The organism is Dyadobacter alkalitolerans DSM 23607 (assembly GCF_000428845.1).
Classification (GTDB): Bacteria; Bacteroidota; Bacteroidia; order Cytophagales; family Spirosomataceae; genus Dyadobacter; species Dyadobacter alkalitolerans.
This window is the reverse complement of the sequence record NZ_AUAS01000007.1, coordinates 19,636-41,304: the sequence shown is the minus strand read 5'-3', so window position 1 is coordinate 41,304 and position 21,669 is coordinate 19,636. Positions and strand designations below refer to the sequence as shown.

The 21,669-nt window shown below is 46.5% G+C and carries 11 protein-coding genes; 2 read left to right on the top strand and 9 right to left on the bottom strand.

What is annotated here, in order from left to right; all coding sequences use genetic code 11:
• Positions 1–24: 24 nt before the first annotated feature.
• From G395_RS0115200 to queG, 9 genes are all read right to left on the bottom strand, one after another.
• On the bottom strand, positions 25–1,344 hold the full coding sequence (locus tag G395_RS0115200) for a vanadium-dependent haloperoxidase (protein WP_026630837.1): 1,320 nt from the start codon (positions 1,342–1,344) through the stop codon (positions 25–27).
• A complete protein-coding gene (locus tag G395_RS0115195) occupies positions 1,341–4,655 on the bottom strand; it encodes a VCBS repeat-containing protein (protein WP_211237780.1) in 3,315 nt (1,104 codons plus the stop codon). The genes G395_RS0115200 and G395_RS0115195 overlap by 4 nt, the downstream gene beginning before the upstream one ends.
• Before the next feature lie 142 nt (positions 4,656–4,797).
• On the bottom strand, positions 4,798–6,402 hold the full coding sequence (locus tag G395_RS0115190; protein ID WP_026630835.1) for a SusD/RagB family nutrient-binding outer membrane lipoprotein: 1,605 nt from the start codon (positions 6,400–6,402) through the stop codon (positions 4,798–4,800).
• An 8-nt stretch (positions 6,403–6,410) separates the two neighbouring features.
• Positions 6,411–9,515: a SusC/RagA family TonB-linked outer membrane protein gene (locus G395_RS0115185; RefSeq protein ID WP_026630834.1), complete on the bottom strand. Its 3,105-nt coding sequence runs from the start codon at positions 9,513–9,515 to the stop codon at positions 6,411–6,413.
• A gap of 239 nt (positions 9,516–9,754) precedes the next feature.
• Positions 9,755–13,066 carry a VCBS repeat-containing protein gene (locus tag G395_RS0115180; protein ID WP_026630833.1) on the bottom strand — a complete coding sequence of 1,104 codons (3,312 nt, stop codon included), beginning with the start codon at positions 13,064–13,066 and terminating at the stop codon, positions 9,755–9,757.
• Between the two features lie 93 nt (positions 13,067–13,159).
• Positions 13,160–14,710, bottom strand: coding sequence for a SusD/RagB family nutrient-binding outer membrane lipoprotein (locus G395_RS0115175; RefSeq protein WP_026630832.1), 1,551 nt, complete (start codon positions 14,708–14,710; stop codon positions 13,160–13,162).
• Between the two features lie 15 nt (positions 14,711–14,725).
• Positions 14,726–17,818: a SusC/RagA family TonB-linked outer membrane protein gene (locus G395_RS0115170; RefSeq protein WP_026630831.1), complete on the bottom strand. Its 3,093-nt coding sequence runs from the start codon at positions 17,816–17,818 to the stop codon at positions 14,726–14,728.
• A 381-nt stretch (positions 17,819–18,199) separates the two neighbouring features.
• A complete protein-coding gene (locus G395_RS0115165; protein WP_084439644.1) occupies positions 18,200–18,613 on the bottom strand; it encodes a DUF1761 domain-containing protein in 414 nt (137 codons plus the stop codon).
• Between the two features lie 103 nt (positions 18,614–18,716).
• Positions 18,717–19,664 (bottom strand): tRNA epoxyqueuosine(34) reductase QueG, encoded by a 948-nt coding sequence (gene queG / locus G395_RS0115160; RefSeq protein WP_026630829.1) that lies wholly within the window; start codon positions 19,662–19,664, stop codon positions 18,717–18,719.
• Between the two features lie 112 nt (positions 19,665–19,776).
• Between queG and G395_RS0115155 the strand changes: the two genes are divergently transcribed.
• Positions 19,777–20,427 (top strand): nucleotide exchange factor GrpE, encoded by a 651-nt coding sequence (locus G395_RS0115155; RefSeq protein ID WP_026630828.1) that lies wholly within the window; start codon positions 19,777–19,779, stop codon positions 20,425–20,427.
• A gap of 15 nt (positions 20,428–20,442) precedes the next feature.
• Positions 20,443–21,606, top strand: coding sequence for a molecular chaperone DnaJ (dnaJ, locus tag G395_RS0115150; protein ID WP_026630827.1), 1,164 nt, complete (start codon positions 20,443–20,445; stop codon positions 21,604–21,606).
• Positions 21,607–21,669 lie beyond the last annotated feature (63 nt).

Sequence of the window (21,669 nt, the reverse complement as noted above, 5' to 3'; positions counted from 1 at the left end):
GGGAGGTTGGGATTCTGATATTTGTCAAATGGCGGGTTTTATGCCGTTTGCTTTTAATTTATCCACAATAAAATCGCCAATTGCTTTGCCCTGGCTCTGGCCGTTTTCAATCGCATCGCGGTAATGTATGCCGCCGTACAACCTGGAAATGGCCGCTTCCTCGGCAGCTTGCCTGAATGATCTGAAATCACGTGTGGGCAGGTCAAAAATCACTTCTGTATCGTCCCTGAAAGAAAAATTATCACCCAAAAGATAGGTTAATGTTTCCGCCACGGCTGTGGAAATCACGCTGTGGCCGCTTGTATATTCGGGAAAAGGCGGCGTTTGCAGCAGCGGTTGCCACTTCTGGTCAATGTAGCGGGTGATCACGGTTTCGGGACGGACGCGGCTGCTCCGGTATTTTTCGTCCCAGCAGCTGATGAAGGAATCCAGCAGCGTTGCTGCCGTCAATGCATGCACCATAATGCCTTTATCCAGATCCAGACCTGCTTTTGTGGTGGCAATGCTCGTAATGTTCATCCAGTGGCCGCCCGGGCTTATTTTTTTAAAACCAATGGACATATGACCTGAGGTGTTGATTGCGAATGGGTTACAATCCCAATAGGAAGCAATAAAACGCTCTTTTTCTGTCATGTTCCGGCCTACGTCATACACTTCTTTTGAAAGCCGGTAAAATTCACTGGTGCTATCCCTGCTGAACGCAACCGGCGGCTTTGGCAAAAACTGATTGCACGAGTCGATCATAACCGGGCGGATGGTTTTCCAGTGCGGCTCGATGCCTTCCATGTATCCCGGGGGCGTCGGATACCAGTATGCCTCGCCTTTTTTCGGACGGTAACGCAGTCTGGTGCTTAATTTTAAATAACCGTCTGTGTTCGCGTAGGCGACGGTTTGCCTGGCTACTTCCTGGGCAACGGCAACTGCCTGATCGATGGTTTTCTGCGCATGTCCTTGGCGGAGCAATGCTATAATGAGCTTTTTCTGGTCCTCTTCCAGCATATAACCCGATGGGAGAATAAGCCTGCCTGTTTCGAGAATGCAATAAAGCGCCGCGATCTGGTAATTATAGCCGGGTGCGGCAGTAATGCTCGCAGGCTGAATGCCCGGGATGAATTTGGTGGGCGGCACGATCTGCTTGTTGTGCTGCGCTACAATGTCATAAGCGCCCATGAGGCAATAAGTATAAAAACGGCTCGCCGCAGGCGGGTTTACCACATCATGGATCATCACCATTGTGACCGAAAAAACGGCAGGCTGCAAGTGTGTCCGCAGCTCAGCTTTTGTTTTTTGTGCCACCGCGGCCTGGCTCACCAGTAATGCCAATATGAAAAATACCCGGATCACTTTGTTCTTTTGTAAAATTGTAATGACTCATTGAAAGCACCCACAACCAGACAAGGCGCTTTATTAATGTCAATTTGAATGCAGGATTTAACGTCGCCCGTCACAGATAACCCTGACAGCGGCTGCGGAATGTAAGCGAAACCACCTTTGCCGTCTCCTGCCAGCAGGCAGCCGTAATTGGCATCCATACTCCCTATTTTCAGCCGGTTATCGGTCTTGTTCCCCATTAAAAGCAGGTCTGCCTTTCCATCCTGGTTATAGTCACCGGATGCGATCATGGTTACAGGTGCAAACTGCGCCTGTACGGGTAAGGGTTGTTTTTCAAATGTTCCGTTTCTATTCAAAAAGCACACGGAACGCATTTCCGTTGCTTCCAGCTTGGTTGCATTGCTAAGTTCCTCATTCGAAAATACATTGGTGATGGAAGCATTTGCATAATCTTTATAGTAAGGAAATTTCTTACGCATAGGATAAATCTGATCATTCAGCTCGTCGCGGCTTACGAAGGGATAGGATTTACCCTGAACATAAAAACTGAAAAAGGGATCAATAGAGCCGTTTTTGTCAAAATCCGCGTAATAGAGTTCTGCCGGTTCCTTTTCGGATGCTTTGATCTGCGTGTTAAGGCCCATATTTCCAGCCACAATGTCCAGCTTACCATCCTGATCGAGATCGCCGATGAAAAGCGATGACCAGAACCCGGATTCCTCCCGTTTGAAGAACTTTAATGTATTGTCTGTGAAATCATTATTGCTGAAAGAAAAGACTTTTATCGCCATCATTTCGCCGCAAATAATGAGCTCAACATTTCCGTCCGCGTCCAGATCCGCCCATTGCGCGTCGGTAACCATGCCTATTTTGAAAAATGGCGAATCTTTGACTTTGTAATTGCCCTTTCCGTCATTGATCAGCAAGTAGGAAACCGGGGTTTCAGGATAGCGGCCCGGAATGATGCGGCCGCCGACGAAAAGGTCCTGATCGCCATCTTTATCAAAATCAAATGCACGAACGCAGGATTTGCTGCTGGATTTGAGGTTGGGCAGTGATAAAACAGACAGGTTAAGCTTGCCTTTCCCGTCGTTGAGATACATTTCATCCTGTAAGGAAATCGTGTTCGGCTCAAACATGGAATAACCGCCCTTAGCCACATACAGATCATCAAAACCATCGCCGTTCGCATCAAAGAAGATGGCGGAAGTGGCTGCGGAAATGTTTTCGTCGCCAACGGCAAAACCAGGCAATTCGCTGAATGTTCCGTCTTTTTGCTGCAACCAGATTTTCGCCTGCTTATTCTGATCGCCGCTCACAAAAACATCTTCCAAACCATCCTTATTAACATCCCCTTTCGCCAAAACCGGGCCCGTTTGGGAATACATGGACAACATTAATGGCTGACGTTTGAAATCATTTTCGTTGAAACCTTCATGCTGATACGCAATGCTGCCGTTTTGTTTTTGAAACACAGGCGCATTGGTTTTAGCCGCTAATCGCTTCGCATTGGCTTTGCCCGACTTCTCGATGACCAGTAACTGGTTCGCTTTTACGTTTGGTAATAACTCAACAGCTCCGCCAGGCCAGATCACTTTCACGGAATCAATGGTGGTCGTTTCCCCTAATCCAAAATGCAGCCGGGTGGGTGTGCACGACAGATAACCGCGGTTGGGATTTACTTCCTGATATTGCTGTGTGCCTTTTGTGTAAATGTAAACTTTCGCTCCTACCGCGTTTTTGTTGGCAGCGTTGTCTTTGAGCTTAACTTGAAACCAGGCGTTACCTGCTTGCTCCTGCTGCATATTCTGGTATACAAAGGCCGGATCATTAATGTTGTTTACAACAAGGTCCAGGTCCCCATCATTGTCCAGATCCGCATAAACCGCACCGCTGGAAACCGCAGGCTGCGCCAGTCCCCAGGGCTCCTGCATTTTACTGAATGTCAGATCCTTGTTATTTTTAAAAATATAGTTGGCCAGCTTGGTCGAAGGCATCGCCCGGATCAGGTCCATCAATAGAAAAGGCTCTTTGTCTACCGCCCTTCTTACCTTGTAATCGCCCCAGTATTTGAGAAAATCCTTGTTGGTATAATCCCTTAGATAGCCGTTGGAAACGAAAAGGTCTTTATAACCATCATTATCAAAATCTGCCAGGAGCGGGCTCCAACTCCAATCCGTATTGGAAACGCCCGAGAACTGCGCGATTTCGCTGAATGTGCCGTCGCCGTTGTTGAGCTGCAACATGTTACGCATATATTGCTTGTGCAGCTTCTGGTTCATCATGAGCTCAAATGCCTCGTAATTTTCCTGTAACTGCAATAATTTCTGTCGCTGGTTGTCTTCCGGAAGCATATCCAGCGACATCACATCAGGCAAGCCGTCATTATTGAAATCAGCAATGTCAACTCCCATAGAGAATTGAGCTAAATGCCTGAAATACTGCTGGGTAACATCCGAGAATGTTCCGTCCTGATTGTTGATATATAAATAATCCGACTCGTTGTAATCGTTGGTAACGTAAATATCCTGCCAGCCGTCCTGGTTCACGTCTGCAATGGCCATACCCAGCCCGAATGTGAGCGGATACTGGTGAATGCCAGCTTTTTGCGTAACTTCTTTGAATTGATTTTTCTGATTTTCAAATAACTTATTCCCTGCGAGCATGTCCGTTTCCTGCTTGGCCTTCGCAAGCTCCATATTGTCAATTTTCTTGACGCTATGGTTCAAAAGCATCATATCCAGGTCACCGTCGTTGTCGTAGTCAAAAAATGCTGCTTGTGTGCTGTAACTGATATTATCCAGGCCATATTGAGCGGCCTGTTCGAGAAATTGAAGATTTCCCTGATTGATGAAAAGCTGATTTTTTCGTTTGTCATCGGCCACTTTACCTGAGTAGCAAATGTAAATGTCCAGCAGGCCGTCGCCGTTCACATCGGCCATAGTAACCCCCGTTTTCCAGCCGTCTTTACGTCCTTCCAAACCTTTACCTGCTGAATTGGTAATGTCCTTGAACTTTAAAGCCTGCCCTTTCGTCGCGCCCAGATTGAGGTAAAGCTTGTTAGACCCCATGTTTGAGGTAAAGAAAAGATCTTCGAAACCATCGTTATTAATGTCGCCGACTGCCACGCCGCCGCCGTTGTAAAAATATTCGTACGACATCACATTCTGGCCTTCATCCTCGGTAATGGTGTTGATGAAGTTAATGCCGGTTTGCTTCGCAGGGAGCAGTTGGAATAAAGGCTGCTGCGCTCTGACCGCAGCAAAATGAAGAGTCAGAAACAATGCAAAAATCAGGTAACGATGGAGCCTTTTTGTATGCATTAATCTATTATGACTTTTGAAAAGAGGAAGATATGTTGTAAAATAAAAAACTTCAACGAAAGGTTGAAGTTAAAACTTAGTGCAATCAATTTTTTGAAAGCGGTAAGAAAATTTACATTTCTTACCGCTTTAATTTTATTTATTACTTATCCCACCAGATGCGTGAAACCCAGTTGTCTCCGCTGGAAAGTCTGCCTACGGCTTCGCTATAATTGGCTCCGTTCTGAGCAGCCTCCGTAGTTGGGTAAGGCTGTCTTCTTGGAATTGCTCCTCCTGAGAAGTTGCCCACGTAGTTTACTGGCTTTAATTCAGGGAAACCGGAACGCTTCCAGTTGTTCCATGATTCAGTGAAGTTGAACAAGATGCCGGTGGTAGCCCATATCTGCTCATTGATCTGCTTCAAAGCATTAGCAGGCACAAGCGGGTGAGCCGTTGCGTAAGCATCAGCCACAGCAGGCGTGATCACAGCACCTTCGCCATATTTGCCAAGTGACTGGATACCGGCAGATACGCCATTTTTATAATGCGCTGCTGCCGTTCCGCCAACTGCATAACCTCTTGTTACAGCCTCTGCAAGCAACAATTCTGTTTCAGCATAAGTAAGCACGAAAAGCGGTGCACTTCTTGTCCGGTAAATGGAGGTAGGACGGGAATAACGGCCGATTGGCGTTACGTTTGCGCCTGTTCCGGTGCCGCCAGGATAACCTGCGCTTTTTGAGATATCGGTTGCGCCGCCATTCAGGTCATAACCATTTGGAAGGCCCAACTGAACTTCGGGTGCGCTGCTGCCAGAGGAAGTCAGTGCCTGATTAGCCGTCAATCCAGCCGCAGGAACTTCTGCAATCCTGCCTAAGCGCGGATCATTTGTAGCTTTCAGATAATCAATCATTGTCTTGCTCCATCTTACCTGGTAAATGTCAGCCGGTGTAGACAATGCTGCTCCGTTACCATTGTTATAGCCATTAGCTTCGTCCATAATGATATAGGCATCATCCGCAACGCTTGCGAACGTGCCCCCGGCTGCTGCTTTCTCTGCATAAGTTTTCGCTGTTGCAGGATCTGCCTTTGTCAAACGCATGGCCAGTTTCAACATCAGCGAGTAACCATACTTTTTCCATTTAACAATGCTTCCTTCATAACCCTCGAAAGAATCGTTGGTTGGAATAGCCGCATCTGGATTCAAAGCCCCCAAAGCTGTTTCCAGTCTGGTCAGCAATGATTTGTAAACCGCTTCCTGCGTGTCATATGCTGGCAATGTGATGCCTGTTTTTGCTTGCAAAGCTTCTGTGTAAGGCACATCTCCGTAAGTGTCGGAGATGGTTGCAATGCTCTGTACCTGCATAATGATCGCAATGTTCATCAAGTTCACGAGGGCAGGTTTGTCTTTCGAAAGCTGCTCCATTTCATATGCAAGACTGGCTGCACGGAAACCCCTGTTCCATGTGCTTGACAGGTAGGAGTTGGTGTTGCTCGAAATCCCGTATTTATCACCGTTCGAATAATAGTTGGCTGCGCCGGAAGTTGTTGATGCAAGAACCTGCACCCACATGCTCTGAAACAGGATCCCGCCATTATAACCTGCCGTCGCATCTACATAATTGTACTGGACCGATGGCAGCAGCAAGTTGGCATCAAACGATTCGCCGGTTGCTTTTGTCGGGTCGGTGTTCAGCTCGTCAAAGCTGTCTGTACAGGACAAAGGAAGCAGCCCTGCCAGAATGATCATACTTATAATACTCTTTTTCATGTCGATTTTCATTTAAACTTGAAGTTTACGTTCACACCATAATTGCGCGTTGCAGGTAAACTGGTTCCTTCGATACCCGCGTATCTCAGGTTAGCACCGAAAGTAGCTTCCGGATCAATGTTCTTGGTTTCTCTTGCGAAATACAGCAAATTCCGGCCAACGAGAGAAATGTTCACGGCACGGATCAATGGCCATTTTTCTACCATTTTCGCAGGCAGGTTGTAACCTAATGTAAGCTGGCGAAGTTTGATAAAGTCACCATCTACAACGCTTATTCCCGTCACATTGTTTGCAAGGGCTGTGTAATAAGCTTTTGCAGTGGCTGTAACCGTGTTAGGTGCACCTGATTCCGTAACACCTGTTGTCACACCGCCTTCGCGGCCTACCAGTGTCGCTTTGTTCAAACCATTTCTGTAAGTGTAGTTTTCAGTTGCAGAAAGGATTTTGTTGCCATAGTTGTAATCAACCAAAACACCAAAATTGAAGTCGCCCAACCGGATGTCGTTGTTAAGTCCGCCATACAATGTTGGCAACACCGATCCGAAGCTCGTCAACTTGTCATCGCGAACAGGTAAACCCGAAGCATCTACAATGATCTGGCCATTTGCGTGATACTTGTAATCATATGCACGGATCTGCGGACCAGCCTCTCCTATTACGAACGCCGTTACTGCATTACCCAATGTTGCACGGTTGGAACCCAGGTTAATGTCCAGGTTGTCCTGGTCTGTGCTCAGGATTTTGTTTTTAACTGATGTCAGGTTGAAAGATACATTCCATTCGAATTTCGAAGTTCTTACCGGTGAGCCTGTAAGCATTACTTCCAAACCTCTGTTTTGAACTGAACCTGTTCCTACCACACCTCTTACGTAACCTGTTGCACTGCTGTATGTTGCAGGCATGATTTCGTTTTTCGTTTTCTGATCATAGTAAGAAACATCCAGTCCAAGACGGCTTCCGAAAAATTTCAGTTCAAGCCCTACTTCAACTTCGCTTTTGGTAAATGGTTTCAGGAATAAGTTTGGAAGCTCATCGCTGAAATTACCTGTTGGAACGCCATTGAAGGAGTTTCCTACACCGTAGTAAATAGCTGTTCCATAAGGCGTTGCAGGCTCCCCGCTCGTACGGGCGTAAGAAGCGCGAACCTTACCGAAGCTAAGTGCAGATGAGTTCAGAAGATCCGTAAAAATGAATGAACCGGTTACAGAAGGTGTAAAAATGCTTCTTGCGCTGCTTGGAAGCGTTGAGTAGGAGTCATACCGGCCGGTTGTGCTCAAATTCAGGATGCCTTTATATCCAAGGTCAACACTGTAATAAGCCGACTGAACTTCGCTGTTCTGAACTTCATAATTCCTGTTGAAATTCACCACGTTGTTCCAGCTGTACAAATAAGGAAGAACAAATGGGCCACCGCCGATCTGCACTTTTTCGTACTGGTTTTTACGAAGGTTAGCACCCAGGATCGCGTCTACGGTAAAATCCTCACCGAAGCTTTTGGTAACGCCCAACAATCCATCTACGTTAATTTCAGTACGCTGTGCATTGGAAAGTTCATCCAGCGCACCTTTACCATTCTGAGAAAAACCTGTTCCCCAAGGAGTTACTTTGAAAATACGGTCGTTCGCATTGTCATAACCAACTCTTCCCTGTGCATAGATCCAATCAGCGAACTGATATTTCACTGCAACAGCAGAGATCAAACGCTTCCGTTTTACGTCATTAACAAACTGGTTAACAACAAAATATGGGTTTGTAACATATTCGTCATCACTGAAAACAATCTCTTTTCCGGTTTCAGGATTGAAGCCAGGCGCAAGAATACGCTGATCGATGTTTGGCGCAAGGAAAATACCGTTGTTGGCATTCATCGGACCGTCGCTCAAAACAGGCTTACCTTTGATTTTTTCGTCAATGTAATTGGCCATTACATTAATGCTCAGCCTCTTGGTAATGTTCTGATCAGCCGTTAGGTTGATCGTTTTTCTGCCCAATCCGCTGTTTTCAATGATTGATTTCGTATCAAGATTCGCAAGTGATAAACGGAATGATCCGTTATCGCCACCTTTGGTTACTGCAACACTGTTTGTGAAGTTGGAACCCATGCGATAGAAATTCTTGATATTGTCTTTCTGAGCAGAGTAAGCATAGTTTTTACCGTCAAACTGGATTGCTTGAGAGCCATCCAGTCTTGCACCCCATGCCTGACGCGCAGTTTGCTGCGCTGCCACAGCAGTAGTTGGTTTCATACCGGCATCTCCCTGACCAAATTCATATTGAAAATCAGTCATGTTGCGAGGCTCGTCCATGGAGTAGTTCAAATTATAATCCACGGAGAAATCGCCTTTTTTCCCTGCTTTTGTTTTAACCAAAATAACCCCGTTTGACGCACGCGCACCAAACAAAGCCGATGCAGCCTGACCTTTCAAAACGGTCATTGACTCGATATCGTCCGGGTTCAGGTTACCGATTCCGTCTCCACCATCAGCTCCGCCCCATTCTCCTGCACTTCCACGCTGGGTGTTATCCATAGGAACGCCGTTGATGACGATCAATGGTGAACCACCCGAGTTCATACTTGGCATACCGCGCATCAGAATTTTGGCTGTTCCACCAGGACCGCCGCTTGTTCCTTTCACATTCAAACCGGCCACACGTCCTGCCAGAGAATTGGCTACGTTGGTTTCACGAGCCCTTGTCATTACTTCGCCACCGATCGTTGTCACCGAATAACCCAGTTTTCTGGATTCTTTGGAAATACCCAGTGCCGTAACAACCACTTCTTCCAGGTTAGCCACGTCAGGAGTCATTTTCACATCCACTACGGATTTGCTACCGATGCTGATCTCTTGCTTCAAAAAACCGATGGAGCTGAAAACCAACACGTCCGTATCTTGCACGCCCGAAATCGAGAAGTTTCCGTCCGCATCCGAGTTGGTTCCTCTTGTAGAACCTTTCACTGTTACAGATGCTCCGGGAAGCCCCCCATCTTTCTCGTCAGTCACCTTGCCCGTTACCGTTCTTCCTTGTGCGAAGACCGATAATGAAGCAAAAAGTAAAAGAACGACAAGTGGAATAAATCCCCCTGAACAACTTTTTAATAGCTTTTCTTTCATAGTTAGGATAAATTAATAGACTAAAATTAGGTTAAAACTGGTATCGGCCGAAGATTAAACGCTCGGTCTTATCATTAGGCAAATATCCTAAGTTCTAAGCTAATTAAATAATTTTAAGAAAGCATTAATAGATTTTTATTTTTTTAATGTTAAGTTAATGTTGAAATGATACATTTTAATAACTCTTTTGTCATAAGTGTAGGTGCCCGTATGTATGCGGGGTTGGAAAGCAAAACCAATTATTTTTTCGAGGCTGGCTTGCGGAATTGATAAGTAACCAGCTTTGCATTATTCAAAGCTGCGAGTAGCCGGGTTTCCTGCCCGGACGAGACAAGCGCCAGGTCACGGACTTCGCCTGTTGTGAAAAATCCACTCTGGGATTGGGGAAGATATTGAAAAGAAAGATTGCCTTTGTTGAGAAATACCTGAATGTAACTGGCGTCACTTTTTCCGATCCGGACACGCGTTTGTTTGAGGTTACCACCCAAAATAATGTCCGACTTGCCATCCGCATTCATATCAAAAAGTGAAATGGCATAAACAGGAGAAAACTGTGCTTCAATGGGCAGCGGATGGTAAACCAGCTTTCCGTTTTTGTTTTCAAGGATGCCGCTCTTATATATCTTAGCCGTCAGTTTTTGTGCAGTTTTCAATTTCTCTGCTGGCAGCATGTCCGAGAGGCTGGCTTTGGAATAGGAAACGTAGTCGGTGTATTTCTTTTTCAGCGACGGGATTTGATCCAATAATTCATCCCGGCTCGCATAAGGCGCTTCCCTCCCGTCCTGCGTGACGGTGATGACCGGGACAATTCGTTGCAAATTATCGTAATCCGCTGCATATAAAGATAGGCTGTCCGGGGATGTGAGGTTCCATTGCCAGTTTGTCCCCATATTGCCCACCACAAAATCCATGTCGCCGTCATTATCCAGGTCCGCTGGCTTGATGAGGTTCCAGCAACCGTTTGTACCAGCGGTTCCGTACATTGTGCTGGCGTCAGTTAACCGGCCGGCTTTGTTGCTGAAAACCTGGATCGGTTTCCAGTCGGCGGTGAGGATCAGCTCGGGATAGCCATCTTTGTTCAGATCTTCAAAAACAGCATCGGTTACCATGCCCGCTTTGCCTAGCTGCGGTGCCAGAAGCTCTGTTTGATCTGTGAAATAGCCTTTTCCATTGTTCGTATACAGGAAACCACCTGCACTTTCAGGAAACCTTCCGGGCGTAACGCGGACGCCCAGGAAAACATCCAGATCGCCATCACGATCAATATCCGAAACGGCGATCGTCCCGGCATTGCCTGCGAGGTTTGGAAAGTAAGTCCTTACAAATGTGCCGTTTACATTGGTATACAAGCGGGGCATAGCCAGTCTATCTTCCCGATTAAGTTCATAACCTGCACTCACAACCAACAAATCCTGATCTCCATCCCGGTCCGCGTCCAAAAATACCGCCTCGGCATCCTCATATCCTTCCCTACCTGCAAATTCAGGCTGTGGCGACTGGACGAATTTTCCATTTTTACTGATGAACAAAGTTCCGCCCTGCCCTCTTGCGCCGCCAATGTACAAATCGTCTGTCCCGTCGCCGTTAATGTCCTTTTGAGCGATTTTCGGGCCCTGGTAACTGAGCATATTCGGCAGCAAAGTCTGTATCCGGAAATCATTTCTCGCATCCTCCATGTGTGTGAAGTCAACTCCGTCAACCGGCTCCCAGTAAGTGAATGGTCTGACAAATGGTGCCTCGGGAAGCTTTTTAGCATCGCTATACTTCACAATTAACGACTTGTTCGCTGCCGAATTTTTCAATGTCTGCCTACTGCCGTCTGCCCAGGCAATAACCATCGAATCGATCTTACTTTCATTCCCTAGGCCAAAATGAACCTGATCCCACTGCGCAGACTGGAATCCCCGCACGGGCATGAAATGTTGTGTTTGTGTCAGCGAGTCGGAATAGAGCGTCAGTTTTGTCCCGGCCAGGAATGCGTACTTGGGCGATTCCAGTTTTACTTTGAGATAGTTGGCTTTTAGCTTGGTTTCTGCATTGTTTTTATAAACAAATGCCGGTTGGTTCACATTATTCGTGACAATATCCAGGTCACCGTCATTATCCAGGTCCGCGTAGACTGCGCCGTTGGATTGATTTGCCTTTTCAAAACCCCATTCCTTGATTTTTTTGGTGAATGTCAATCCTTTCTGGTTCTGGAAAATATAGTCTGGTTCGTCAATAGGCGGCATTTCTGCAATGATTTCCATTTGTGTGGGCGTCTTTCCGCCTTGCACCGCCTTTACCTGCACATCCGTTGAGTATTTCAAAAACTCCATATTGGTATAATCGTGGGCATAACCATTAGACACGAATATGTCCTTCCAGCCATCATTATCGAAATCTCCCATAAGTGCCGCCCAGCTCCAATCGGTGTTCGAAACGCCTGCTAACTGACCTATTTCGCTGAAAACAGGCACGCCGTTCGGATTTACTCCGTTGTTGATTTGGAGCATGTTGCGCATGGTCTGGTCATGAAAACCGGCATTGAGCAGTTGCTGATATTTATCGTAATTGTCATCGCCTGACGTCAGCTTAATGCGTTCGTTGGATACTGGCAGCATGTCGAGCGTGAGCAGGTCAGTAAGGCCGTCGTTGTTCAGATCGGCCGCATCAGTCCCCATCGAATAAAGTGAAACATGGCCCGTTGCTTCCCTGATCACTTCTTTGAATGTTCCGTTTCTTTGATTGAGATACAAATAGTCGTTCTCATTGTAGTCATTGGAAATGTATATATCCTGCCAGCCGTCATTGTCAAAATCAGTCACATTTACCCCCAACCCAAAGCTCAGAACATTTGAAATAATGCCGGATGAATCCGTTACATTGCTAAACTTGCCACCGTCGTTGCGCAAAAGTTTATTGCCGTAGGCGTCGTTTCGCTGTTCGCGGTAACTGCTTATGAGGTTGCTGAAACCCGCGTATTTCTGCACGGAATGGTTGAGCAGAAAACAATCTGTGTCGCCATCGCGGTCGTAGTCAAAAAATACTGTTTGTGTAGTGTAAGATTTATCGTCCAGCCCATACTCGGCTGCCTTTTCGGTAAATGTTGGAATGCCGTCGGCAGTTTTACCATTATTAATGTAAAGCAACTTGCTCCTTAGCCGCGGATCCTGCGCGCCGGCGCGTGATACAACGATGTCGATCCATCCGTCGTCGTTAATGTCCACAACCGAAACGCCCGTTTTCCAGCCCTCATTCAGGCCTGTTCCCGACTTTTCCGAAATATCTTCAAACTCAAAATCTCCTTTATTAAGATATAATTTATTGGCTACCATGTTTCCGGTAAAGTACAGATCCACGAGGCCATCGTTATTGAAATCCGCTGCTGCAACGCCGCCGCCGTTGTAGAAATATCCATAGGCCAGAACATTGTTTTCGGCATCTTCCTTGATATAGTTATTGAATTCAACACCTGTTTCACTGGATTTGAGCAGCGTGAAAAGGGTGTCTTTGTTTTGACAAGATGTAAGGAAAATACTGAGGAGCAGAATAATACGGCTATTTTTCATGGTAACCTGCATCAGAAGTTTTATAAAATCAAACGGTAGCAAAAAGGCAGGCATAGTGCCCGCCTTTTTACCACATGTGAATTTAAGGTAACATTATGGTTTATCCCACCAAAGTCTTGTTGCTGAATTGTCGGGGCCGCCTAGCAGCTTGATGGCCTCAGTAACAGCAGCTTGATTCGTCTGCTTTTCGCTATCGACGTAAGGCGTGCGCCGTACTACTGCATCTTTGGGTGAATCAGGATTATCGGAGTTGATCCGGGCATACAGCTTTGGAAAACCAGTCCTGCGGTATTCAGCCCATGCTTCGTGACCATTCGGATAATTTGCCAGCCATTTCTGGGTAATGATCTGTTCCAACTGCTTCGCTGGAACTGTTGCAAATTTAACGGGAACATCTGTTAAAGGAGGGCTTTTCACAAAATCTGCCAATGCGACCGGGGGCGTAGTTCCGTTGATGTAGGCCGTAATAGCCGCCGCATCCGTTATGCCCCATTGTCTCATAGCAATGTCAATTCCTTTTTCATAAAAGTCTTTTGCAGTGCCTGTGCCCATGTTCCATCCTTTCAAGGCGCCTTCTGCTTTCAGGAAGTAAGCTTCGGATGCATACATGATCGCAAATGGATTGGTCCCCTGCACGGCCGGAAGAAATACGTCGGCAACATTGGAAGTGGCAGAGGCAGCATTGATCGGTTGTCCCAGCTCGCCTTGTGTATATCCGTTACGCAACCCCTTGAATGTATTGGTAGTGCCAGGCACCGGCGCATAATATTTACTGATCCGGGGATCTGCATATCCTTTCAGAACACTTTCCATAGCCGCGCTCATCCGGAACTCATTCCAGGCGGTGGCCTGGTTCATCGGATTGAACGAGTTGGGTGTTACTTTCAGGAATGCATCGTCTGCATTGGTTGCCAAAGTTCCTGCCGCTGCAGCCGATTCAGCTTCTGTTTTCGCCAAGGCTGGCTCGACTTCTGACATCCGCATAGCGATCCGCAGTCTCAATGTATTTGCAAAAAGGATCCATTTGTTCACATCTCCGGCATAAATCTGATCTACCGAACCAAATACTTTTGTGCCTTTAAGTGTTTCCAGCGTGGCCGTTGAAGCTTTCAGGGTTGCGATAAAATCCTTGTAAATAAACTCCTGGCTGTCATAAGGCACGGATGCCTCGCCACTGCCTACTTTCGAGTAAGGGATAGGCCCCCAATAATCTGTTCTTGGCAGATACATATATACTTTCCAGATATTGGCCATTGCGAACTTGCCCGGGTTTTCATATTTGCCGCCAGGGCCTGTGTTTTCCAACACACCCAATAAAGCAGGAATCGCCGTGCCATAGAAGTCATTCCAGGCGCCATTGAGCCAGTTACCCACCATTACATTGCGGTCGGAAGAGAAACCTTGCGCTACATTGGCAAAGTACTGCCCCTGCAAATCCGCGAAAAGGCTTTGGTAAGTTTGCCAGGCTGCAAAAATAGACCGGTACTGGGCCGCTGCATAAGCGTTTTCTGTTCCTGATTCATCCAGTTCAGTCAGCTTGGTTGGATTTGTATTGATCTCCTCAAAATTCCCCGTGCAGGAATAAGTTGATACTGCAACAGTGGTAAGGAGAGCGAACGATAGTATTTTATAGCTCCTTTTCATTTTTCCGATTTACAATTAGAATGTCAAATTAAGACTTACACCCAGTGAGCGTGTGGATGGCATAGAGAACGATTCCAAACCTACCGTTGTGTTGGCCGAACCTGCAACCAATTCAGGATCAAAACCTTTCGCCTTGTTCATAAGGAAAAACAGGTTACGGCCTACAAGCGATAATGAGGCACTTTGAAAAGGTGATTTTGCTAACACACCGGCAGGAATGGTGTAACCCAGCGTGGCCTCTCTCAGCCTGATGTTGGAAGCACTGTATGTAAATGCTTCTCCGATAGGCGTATTACGTCCGCCAACAAATTTCCAGTAAGCCTCTGCTGTTGTCGACACTGTGTTAGTCGTGCCGTCTGCCTGCACACCTTCTACAACCATTCCGTCCCGTCCGGCCAGTGTTTCCTCAGTAACACCATCTGCATAAATGACTGCATTGGTGAAAGAAGTAACTACGCCACCGATTCTTCCACTGATCAGGAGGCTCAGATTAAAGCCTTTGTAACTAAAACGGTTTGTAACACCGCCAGTCCAGCTTGGTCGCGATGTTCCTAGTGGAACTGTTGTGCTTGACGTTACCAGCGGAATACCATTCACACCTACTTTGATGCGTCCCTGCTCGTCTCTTTGAAAACCGCGGCTGTAAATTTGTCCCAGCGGCTTGCCTTCCTCAGCACGCACAAAGTTCATAAAGTCAGAAGCCAGAGGCAGTGTAGCAACCCTGTCAGACAATTTCACCACTTCATTTACATTCCTTGCATAATTCAGATCCAGGTTCCAGGAAAAATTCTCCGTTTTAACTGGTGCAATGTTAAATGTCAATTCTATACCGCTGTTTTTCACATCACCAGCATTAATGTATTCAAAACTCCATCCCGATGCACGCGAAAGCGGAACCTGGAACAGCTGGTTTTTGGAATTACTGCTATATAGTGTAAGATCGAAACCGATCCTGTTTTGCAGGAATTTCGCTTCCAGACCAATTTCACGTGCAGTGGTCAACTCTGGTTTCAGGTCAGGGAAAGGCTTAATGTTGTCCCGGACGATATAGCCCGTATTTCCTCCTGCTACATAGGAGTAAGTTTGCGCCAGAAGATATGGGCTGGCATCGTTACCCGTCAATGCGTAGCTTCCTCTGATCTTGGCAAAAGAAATGGCCTGAGGCAGATTGAACAAACTGCTCAGAACCGCAGCCGCTCCTACTGATGGAAAGAAATAGGATTGGTTTTCTGTCGGCAATGTAGACGACCAGTCATTTCTTGCAGATGCGGAAAGTGTCAATGCGTCTTTCCAGATCAGATCCGCGGATGCAAATACGCCTTGCTTGCGCGTTTGTGTGACAGTCCTGTTGGTAACCGAGTTTCTTGCATTTGTGGTTACAAACAAATTATCGCGGTTCAACCCGTTGTTCAATGTTTGGTGATTCACATAATCGCGTTTCAAGATGTTGCCACCAACTGTTGCGTCCAATTTGAAGTTTTCTCCAAATTGCTTGCTGATCAGTGCAAATAAATCAAGGTTCAATTCTGAATTATCTCTCCAGTTGGTCTGGTAATCCCCGAAATCAGCAATGGTGTAAGTATTGGTATACCATTTTCCTTCAAACTTATCAATGTACTTGTCATATCCCGCACGTCCCATCACAGTCAGCCAGGTCGTAGGTTTGTAGTTAAGGGACGTAAATCCGTAGATCCGGTCACGGTTATCAAGCGCAAGGACGCGGTTTTTGATCCAGTAAGGATTTTGGCCACCGTTAGAACCTGGGTTCCAGTAATTTTGAAGCGTTTTTCCGGTTGCCGGGTCTACATATTCAAAATCCTTAGCCTGCGCCAAATCAATACTTCTTGGAAGACGCAGAATGTGGCGTTGCAGGTTAGCGAACGCTTCTCCTGTTTGCTGTCTGTTCTCAATTTTTTCGCTCAGATAAGTCACTTTACCATCAAAGCTGAGGTTGCTGGTGATCTGGCTGGATAAGCGCAGGTTGAAGTTATGCCTGCTTAGTTTATTGTTTGAAACAACTCCCTTGGCAGATGTATTTGTGTAGGAAAAATAAGTCTGCACTTTTTCGTTGCCCGCTGTCAGCGCTAAGGAGTTTGCCAGCGATGTTCCTGTTGAATAAAAGTCTTTGTAAGAATTTGGCTGTGGCGAATAAGCATAGGTTTTACCCTTGTTTTCCGGATCAGGACCCCAGGCTGCTACTTGCTGGCCATCCATTTTAGGCCCCCAGCTAAACTCACTGTTCGGCTGGAACTTGCCTTCCACACCTTGGCCGTACACATTCTGAAACTTCTGCAACTCCATAGCCTGCTCTGCCTGAAAAGTGCTGCTGATGCTCACACCAACCCCTTTTCTGACAGAACCTTTTTTGGTGGTAATCAAAAGTGCACCGTTTGCAGCGCGGCTTCCGTACAATGCAGTCGCAGACGCTCCTCTCAATACGTTGATGGATTCAATGTCGTCAGGGTTAATGCTGGACAGACCATCGCTCGCATCGCGGCCACCGTTTGCATTGCCCGGACTAAAATTGGAGTTGTCAATAGGAACACCATCCACAACGATGAGTGCCTGATTATTTCCCGTAATAGAACGATCACCACGCAAAACGACGCGGCTGGAACCACCCACACCAGAAGACGATCTTACAATGTCCAAACCTGCAACCCGACCGGAAAGTGAGTTGGCAACATTGAGTTCGCGCGCTTTGGAAAAGTTATCTGTATTGATCATCTGGGTCGCGTAACTCAGCGTTTTTTGCTCTTTCGAGATTCCCAGCGCTGTTACAACTACTTCCCCCAGGTTTCTGATATCAGGTTCCAGGGCCACATTTACACTGGAAACCGAAGCGGTAACTTCCACTTCTTTCGATGTATAACCAACGGATGAAATGATGAGTGTTCCGGCTGATCCCATGGTGATGGTAAAAGCTCCTTCAGCATCTGTGTTGGTTCCCCGGGTCGTGCCCTTGATGAGGATATTTGCGCCGGGTATTCCTGCTCCGCTCTCATCATTGACCTTACCGGTAAGCTGCCGGTCCTGGGCCATTGACACGGAATTAAAAAGTGCCGTCACCACTAGCGTGAGCAGCAGGTATTGTAGACCTCTTTTCATAGGTTGAGCTTTGGGTTTATTGAATTTTTATGAAATGTATAATTAATAAAGAACACAAACAATTTATTTGGCAAAATTTAATTGCACTAAACTAATATTCGGCTATTTTACATATCCTAAGTGATAAAAGTGACTATAACGGCTCAATAAGAAATATTATTTGTCGGATTAACATTTATTAATATTGCTGCGTTTTTTTTGCGTGCTCGAAACACAACGCAGCAGAGGCGGTTTTTGGAAATTTGTCAAATCTTGAAATTATGGATCAGATAGACGGGAAGGAAAGCAGCGTTTGCAATGAGCGTATAGCATTGCTCGCTCCGATGGTGCACACCTGAACTAGTATTATTGCAAGAAGGATTAGGCTGTTGACAGGAAGAATTATTCGTACTTACGCCAGGCACCGAGAATGGATCCCGTAATTGCGTACACGAGCACACGCACGCCGCCATCGATCAGTGACAGCGCGAGCGGCCGCATGGAGAACATGTCTTTAACAATGATTTCAAAAAGAACAAAAACAACGCCGAAAAGCAAGCCGGTAAACAAACCTGAGGGCAAGGATTTAACAGGAATCTTGGTGAAAACCCATGCCATCGTATAAGCCACGAAAGAAGAAGAAACAATGCTAACGAGATAAGGAATGGGACTCGTATTCCCTTTGATCTGTTCCGCAGTAAAGCCGTTCAAAGCCATCCAGCGGTCCGAAAAAGCGGCATACCACAAAGCCGGTATAATTTGACCTAACACCACACATACAAGCGCGGCCCAAAGATTGACAGATTGTTTTCTCATTTTTTTGAGTCTTTTATTCAGTCATTGGGGTCTCCCCCGGGGCGGGAACTCCTTGGCGGCCCCCGATTTCAAATATAGGATGTTTCCGAATTAGTTGTGCTTTTTATTTAGAAGATAGAACAAATTCGATATTGCGCTTTAAACCGTCAAATTTCGTGCGCTTGATGGGGGACCGGCGGAAGAGCTCGCGGAAAACTTCTTCTGTGATTTCCTGCCAATCGTTGTTTGTGAAGCCTGCCAGACTTTCAGGCAAGGCAAATTCTTTGGTCGTATGCGGCTTGGAAAACCGGTTCCAGGGGCATACATCCTGGCAAATATCGCAGCCGAACATCCAGTTATCAAACTTTCCCTGGGCCTCCTGTGGAATTGCTTCCTTTAATTCAATAGTATAATAGCTGATGCATTTGCTGCCGTCAACAACAAATGGCTCGGTGATCGCATCCGTCGGACAAGCATCGAGGCATCTTGTACACGTCCCGCAATAATCCTGAACGGCGCCATCATACGCCAGGTCGAGGTCACAGATGATTTCCCCGATAAAGAAAAAGCTGCCCATATCCCGGTTCAGCAGGTTAGAATGCTTCCCTACCCAGCCCAGACCGCTTTTTGCAGCCCATACCTTATCCATCACCGGCGCAGAATCCACAAATATCCTTCCGCTCACCTCCCCGATCTCTTCCTGAACGGATTGCAAAAGTGCGCCCAGTTTTTCTTTTAAAACAAAATGATAGTCCGTTCCGTAAGCGTATTTGGAGATTTTGAGATCGTCTGGACCTTCCGGCAGTTTGCTTTCGGGATAGTAATTGAGGAGAACGGAGATGACACTTTTGGCGCCGTCGACGAGTTTACGGGGATCGAGGCGCTTGTCGAAATGGTTGGCCATATAGCCCATAGCGCCATGATGGTTATTATTTAACCAGTTTTCCAGGCGCGGCGCCTCTTTTTCCAGAAAATCTGCTTTGGAAATGCCGCAGAAATCAAAGCCATTTTCCAATGCTTTGGCTTTGATAAACTGACTCCTCTGCTGCCTTACAAGATCTTCTGCCGTCATGCTGCAAAGTTACGAATTGATTGTAAAATGCCATCTTGTCAGTAATTTAGCCCTGGCAAAATAATTTAGGTCAATAAAGGTTGATTAAAACGTCACAATATCACTAAGAATTATGCCTGAAAATACCGAATCCAATATAGATCAAGACAACAATTACGAAATGAACGAGGAACAAGCGCCACTAGGAGCTGACAAGTTAGACAACGACGAGACGATTGGAACAAATTCAGTGCCGTTGGACAATGCAGGTAAGGAAATTTTGAATGATATGCCTGCTGATGAGGCATCTTTGAATGAATCGTCCGTTGAAAAAGATCCAATGGAAGAAGGGAGGATCGAGCTTGCGGAGATGAAAGACAAATATATCCGCCTGTATGCTGATTTTGAAAACTTCCGCAGACGCACAGCAAAAGAGAAACTGGAAATGATCTCTGGCGCCAGCACGGATATGGTGAAGGCAATCCTGCCGATCGTGGACGACTTCGAACGCGCGAAAGTATCATTTGAATCCTCTACTGAAATCGATGCATTGAAAGAGGGCGTTGATTTGATATACACAAAACTTTTCAAAACACTGGAAGCCAAAGGATTAAAGCCGATGGATTCCAAGGGTGAAACATTTGATGCAGAGCTTCACGAATCGATTGCGCAGTTCCCTGCTCCCTCGGAAGATCTTAAAGGTAAAGTGATCGATGAGATCGAAAAGGGGTATTTTCTTAACGACAAAGTGATACGTTACGCGAAAGTGATCGTAGGAGCTTAATTTCAGCAATATAAAATGGCAAAGAAAAGAGATTACTACGAAGTCCTTGGCGTAGACCGCGGTGCTGCCGCAGATGACATTAAAAAGGCTTACCGTAAGCTAGCAATCAAGTTTCACCCGGACAAAAACCCGGATGATCCTACTGCGGAAGACAAATTCAAAGAAGCGGCCGAGGCGTACAGCATTCTAAGCGACGAGAACAAGCGCGCGCGTTATGATCAATATGGTCATGCGGGTGTGGGCGGAGCAGGTGCCGGTGCAGGCGGTTTCAGCGGTGGAGGATTTTCCATGGACGATATTTTCTCTCAATTCGGCGATATTTTTGGCGACAGCAGTCCGTTTGGTGACATTTTTGGCCGCGGTGGTGGCGGAGGTGGCCGTCGGGTGCGTAAAGGCTCGGATCTCAGAATTAAGCTGAAACTTAACCTGGAAGAAGTCGCTAATGGTGTTGAGAAAAAAATAAAGGTCAAAAGACATGTAACCTGCAACACTTGCGGTGGCAATGGCGCGAAAAACGGAACGTCGCTGACCAACTGTAATTCGTGTAACGGAACAGGTCAGGTGAGGAAAGTGGTAAGCACAATGTTGGGCCAGATGGTCTCTACAAGCACTTGCCCTACTTGTAATGGTGATGGAAAGATCATCAGCGAACGTTGCGATTCTTGTGCAGGAGAAGGACGATTGTTGCAGGACGACCTGATCACCCTGAACATTCCGGGCGGTGTTGCCGAAGGCATGCAGCTTTCCATGTCAGGCAAAGGTAATGTGCCTACGCGCGGTGGCGTTGCGGGCGACTTACTAATTGTGATTGAGGAAGAAGAAGATGCAAATCTGAAAAGAGATGGCAATAACATTGTTTTCGACATGCACCTGAGCTTTATCGACGCCACATTAGGAACATCCGTTGAAATCCCGACCATTGACGGCAAAGCCAGGATCAACATTGAATCGGGCACGCAAGCTGGTAAAATCCTTCGTTTGAAAGGTAAAGGGATTAAAGATCTGAACGGTTACGGCAAAGGTGATCAGCTGGTTCATATTAATGTATGGACGCCACAGCAGCTTTCATCTGACGAGCGCGAAACATTGGAATCGCTTCGCCATTCACCCAACTTCCAGCCTAAGCCTGGGAAGAATGAGAAAGGCTTCTTTGACAAAATGAAGGATTTCTTTCACTGAGAAGGTTTATCAAATCGTTAAATATAGAACAAGCCGTTTCAGCAATGAGGCGGCTTGTTTACT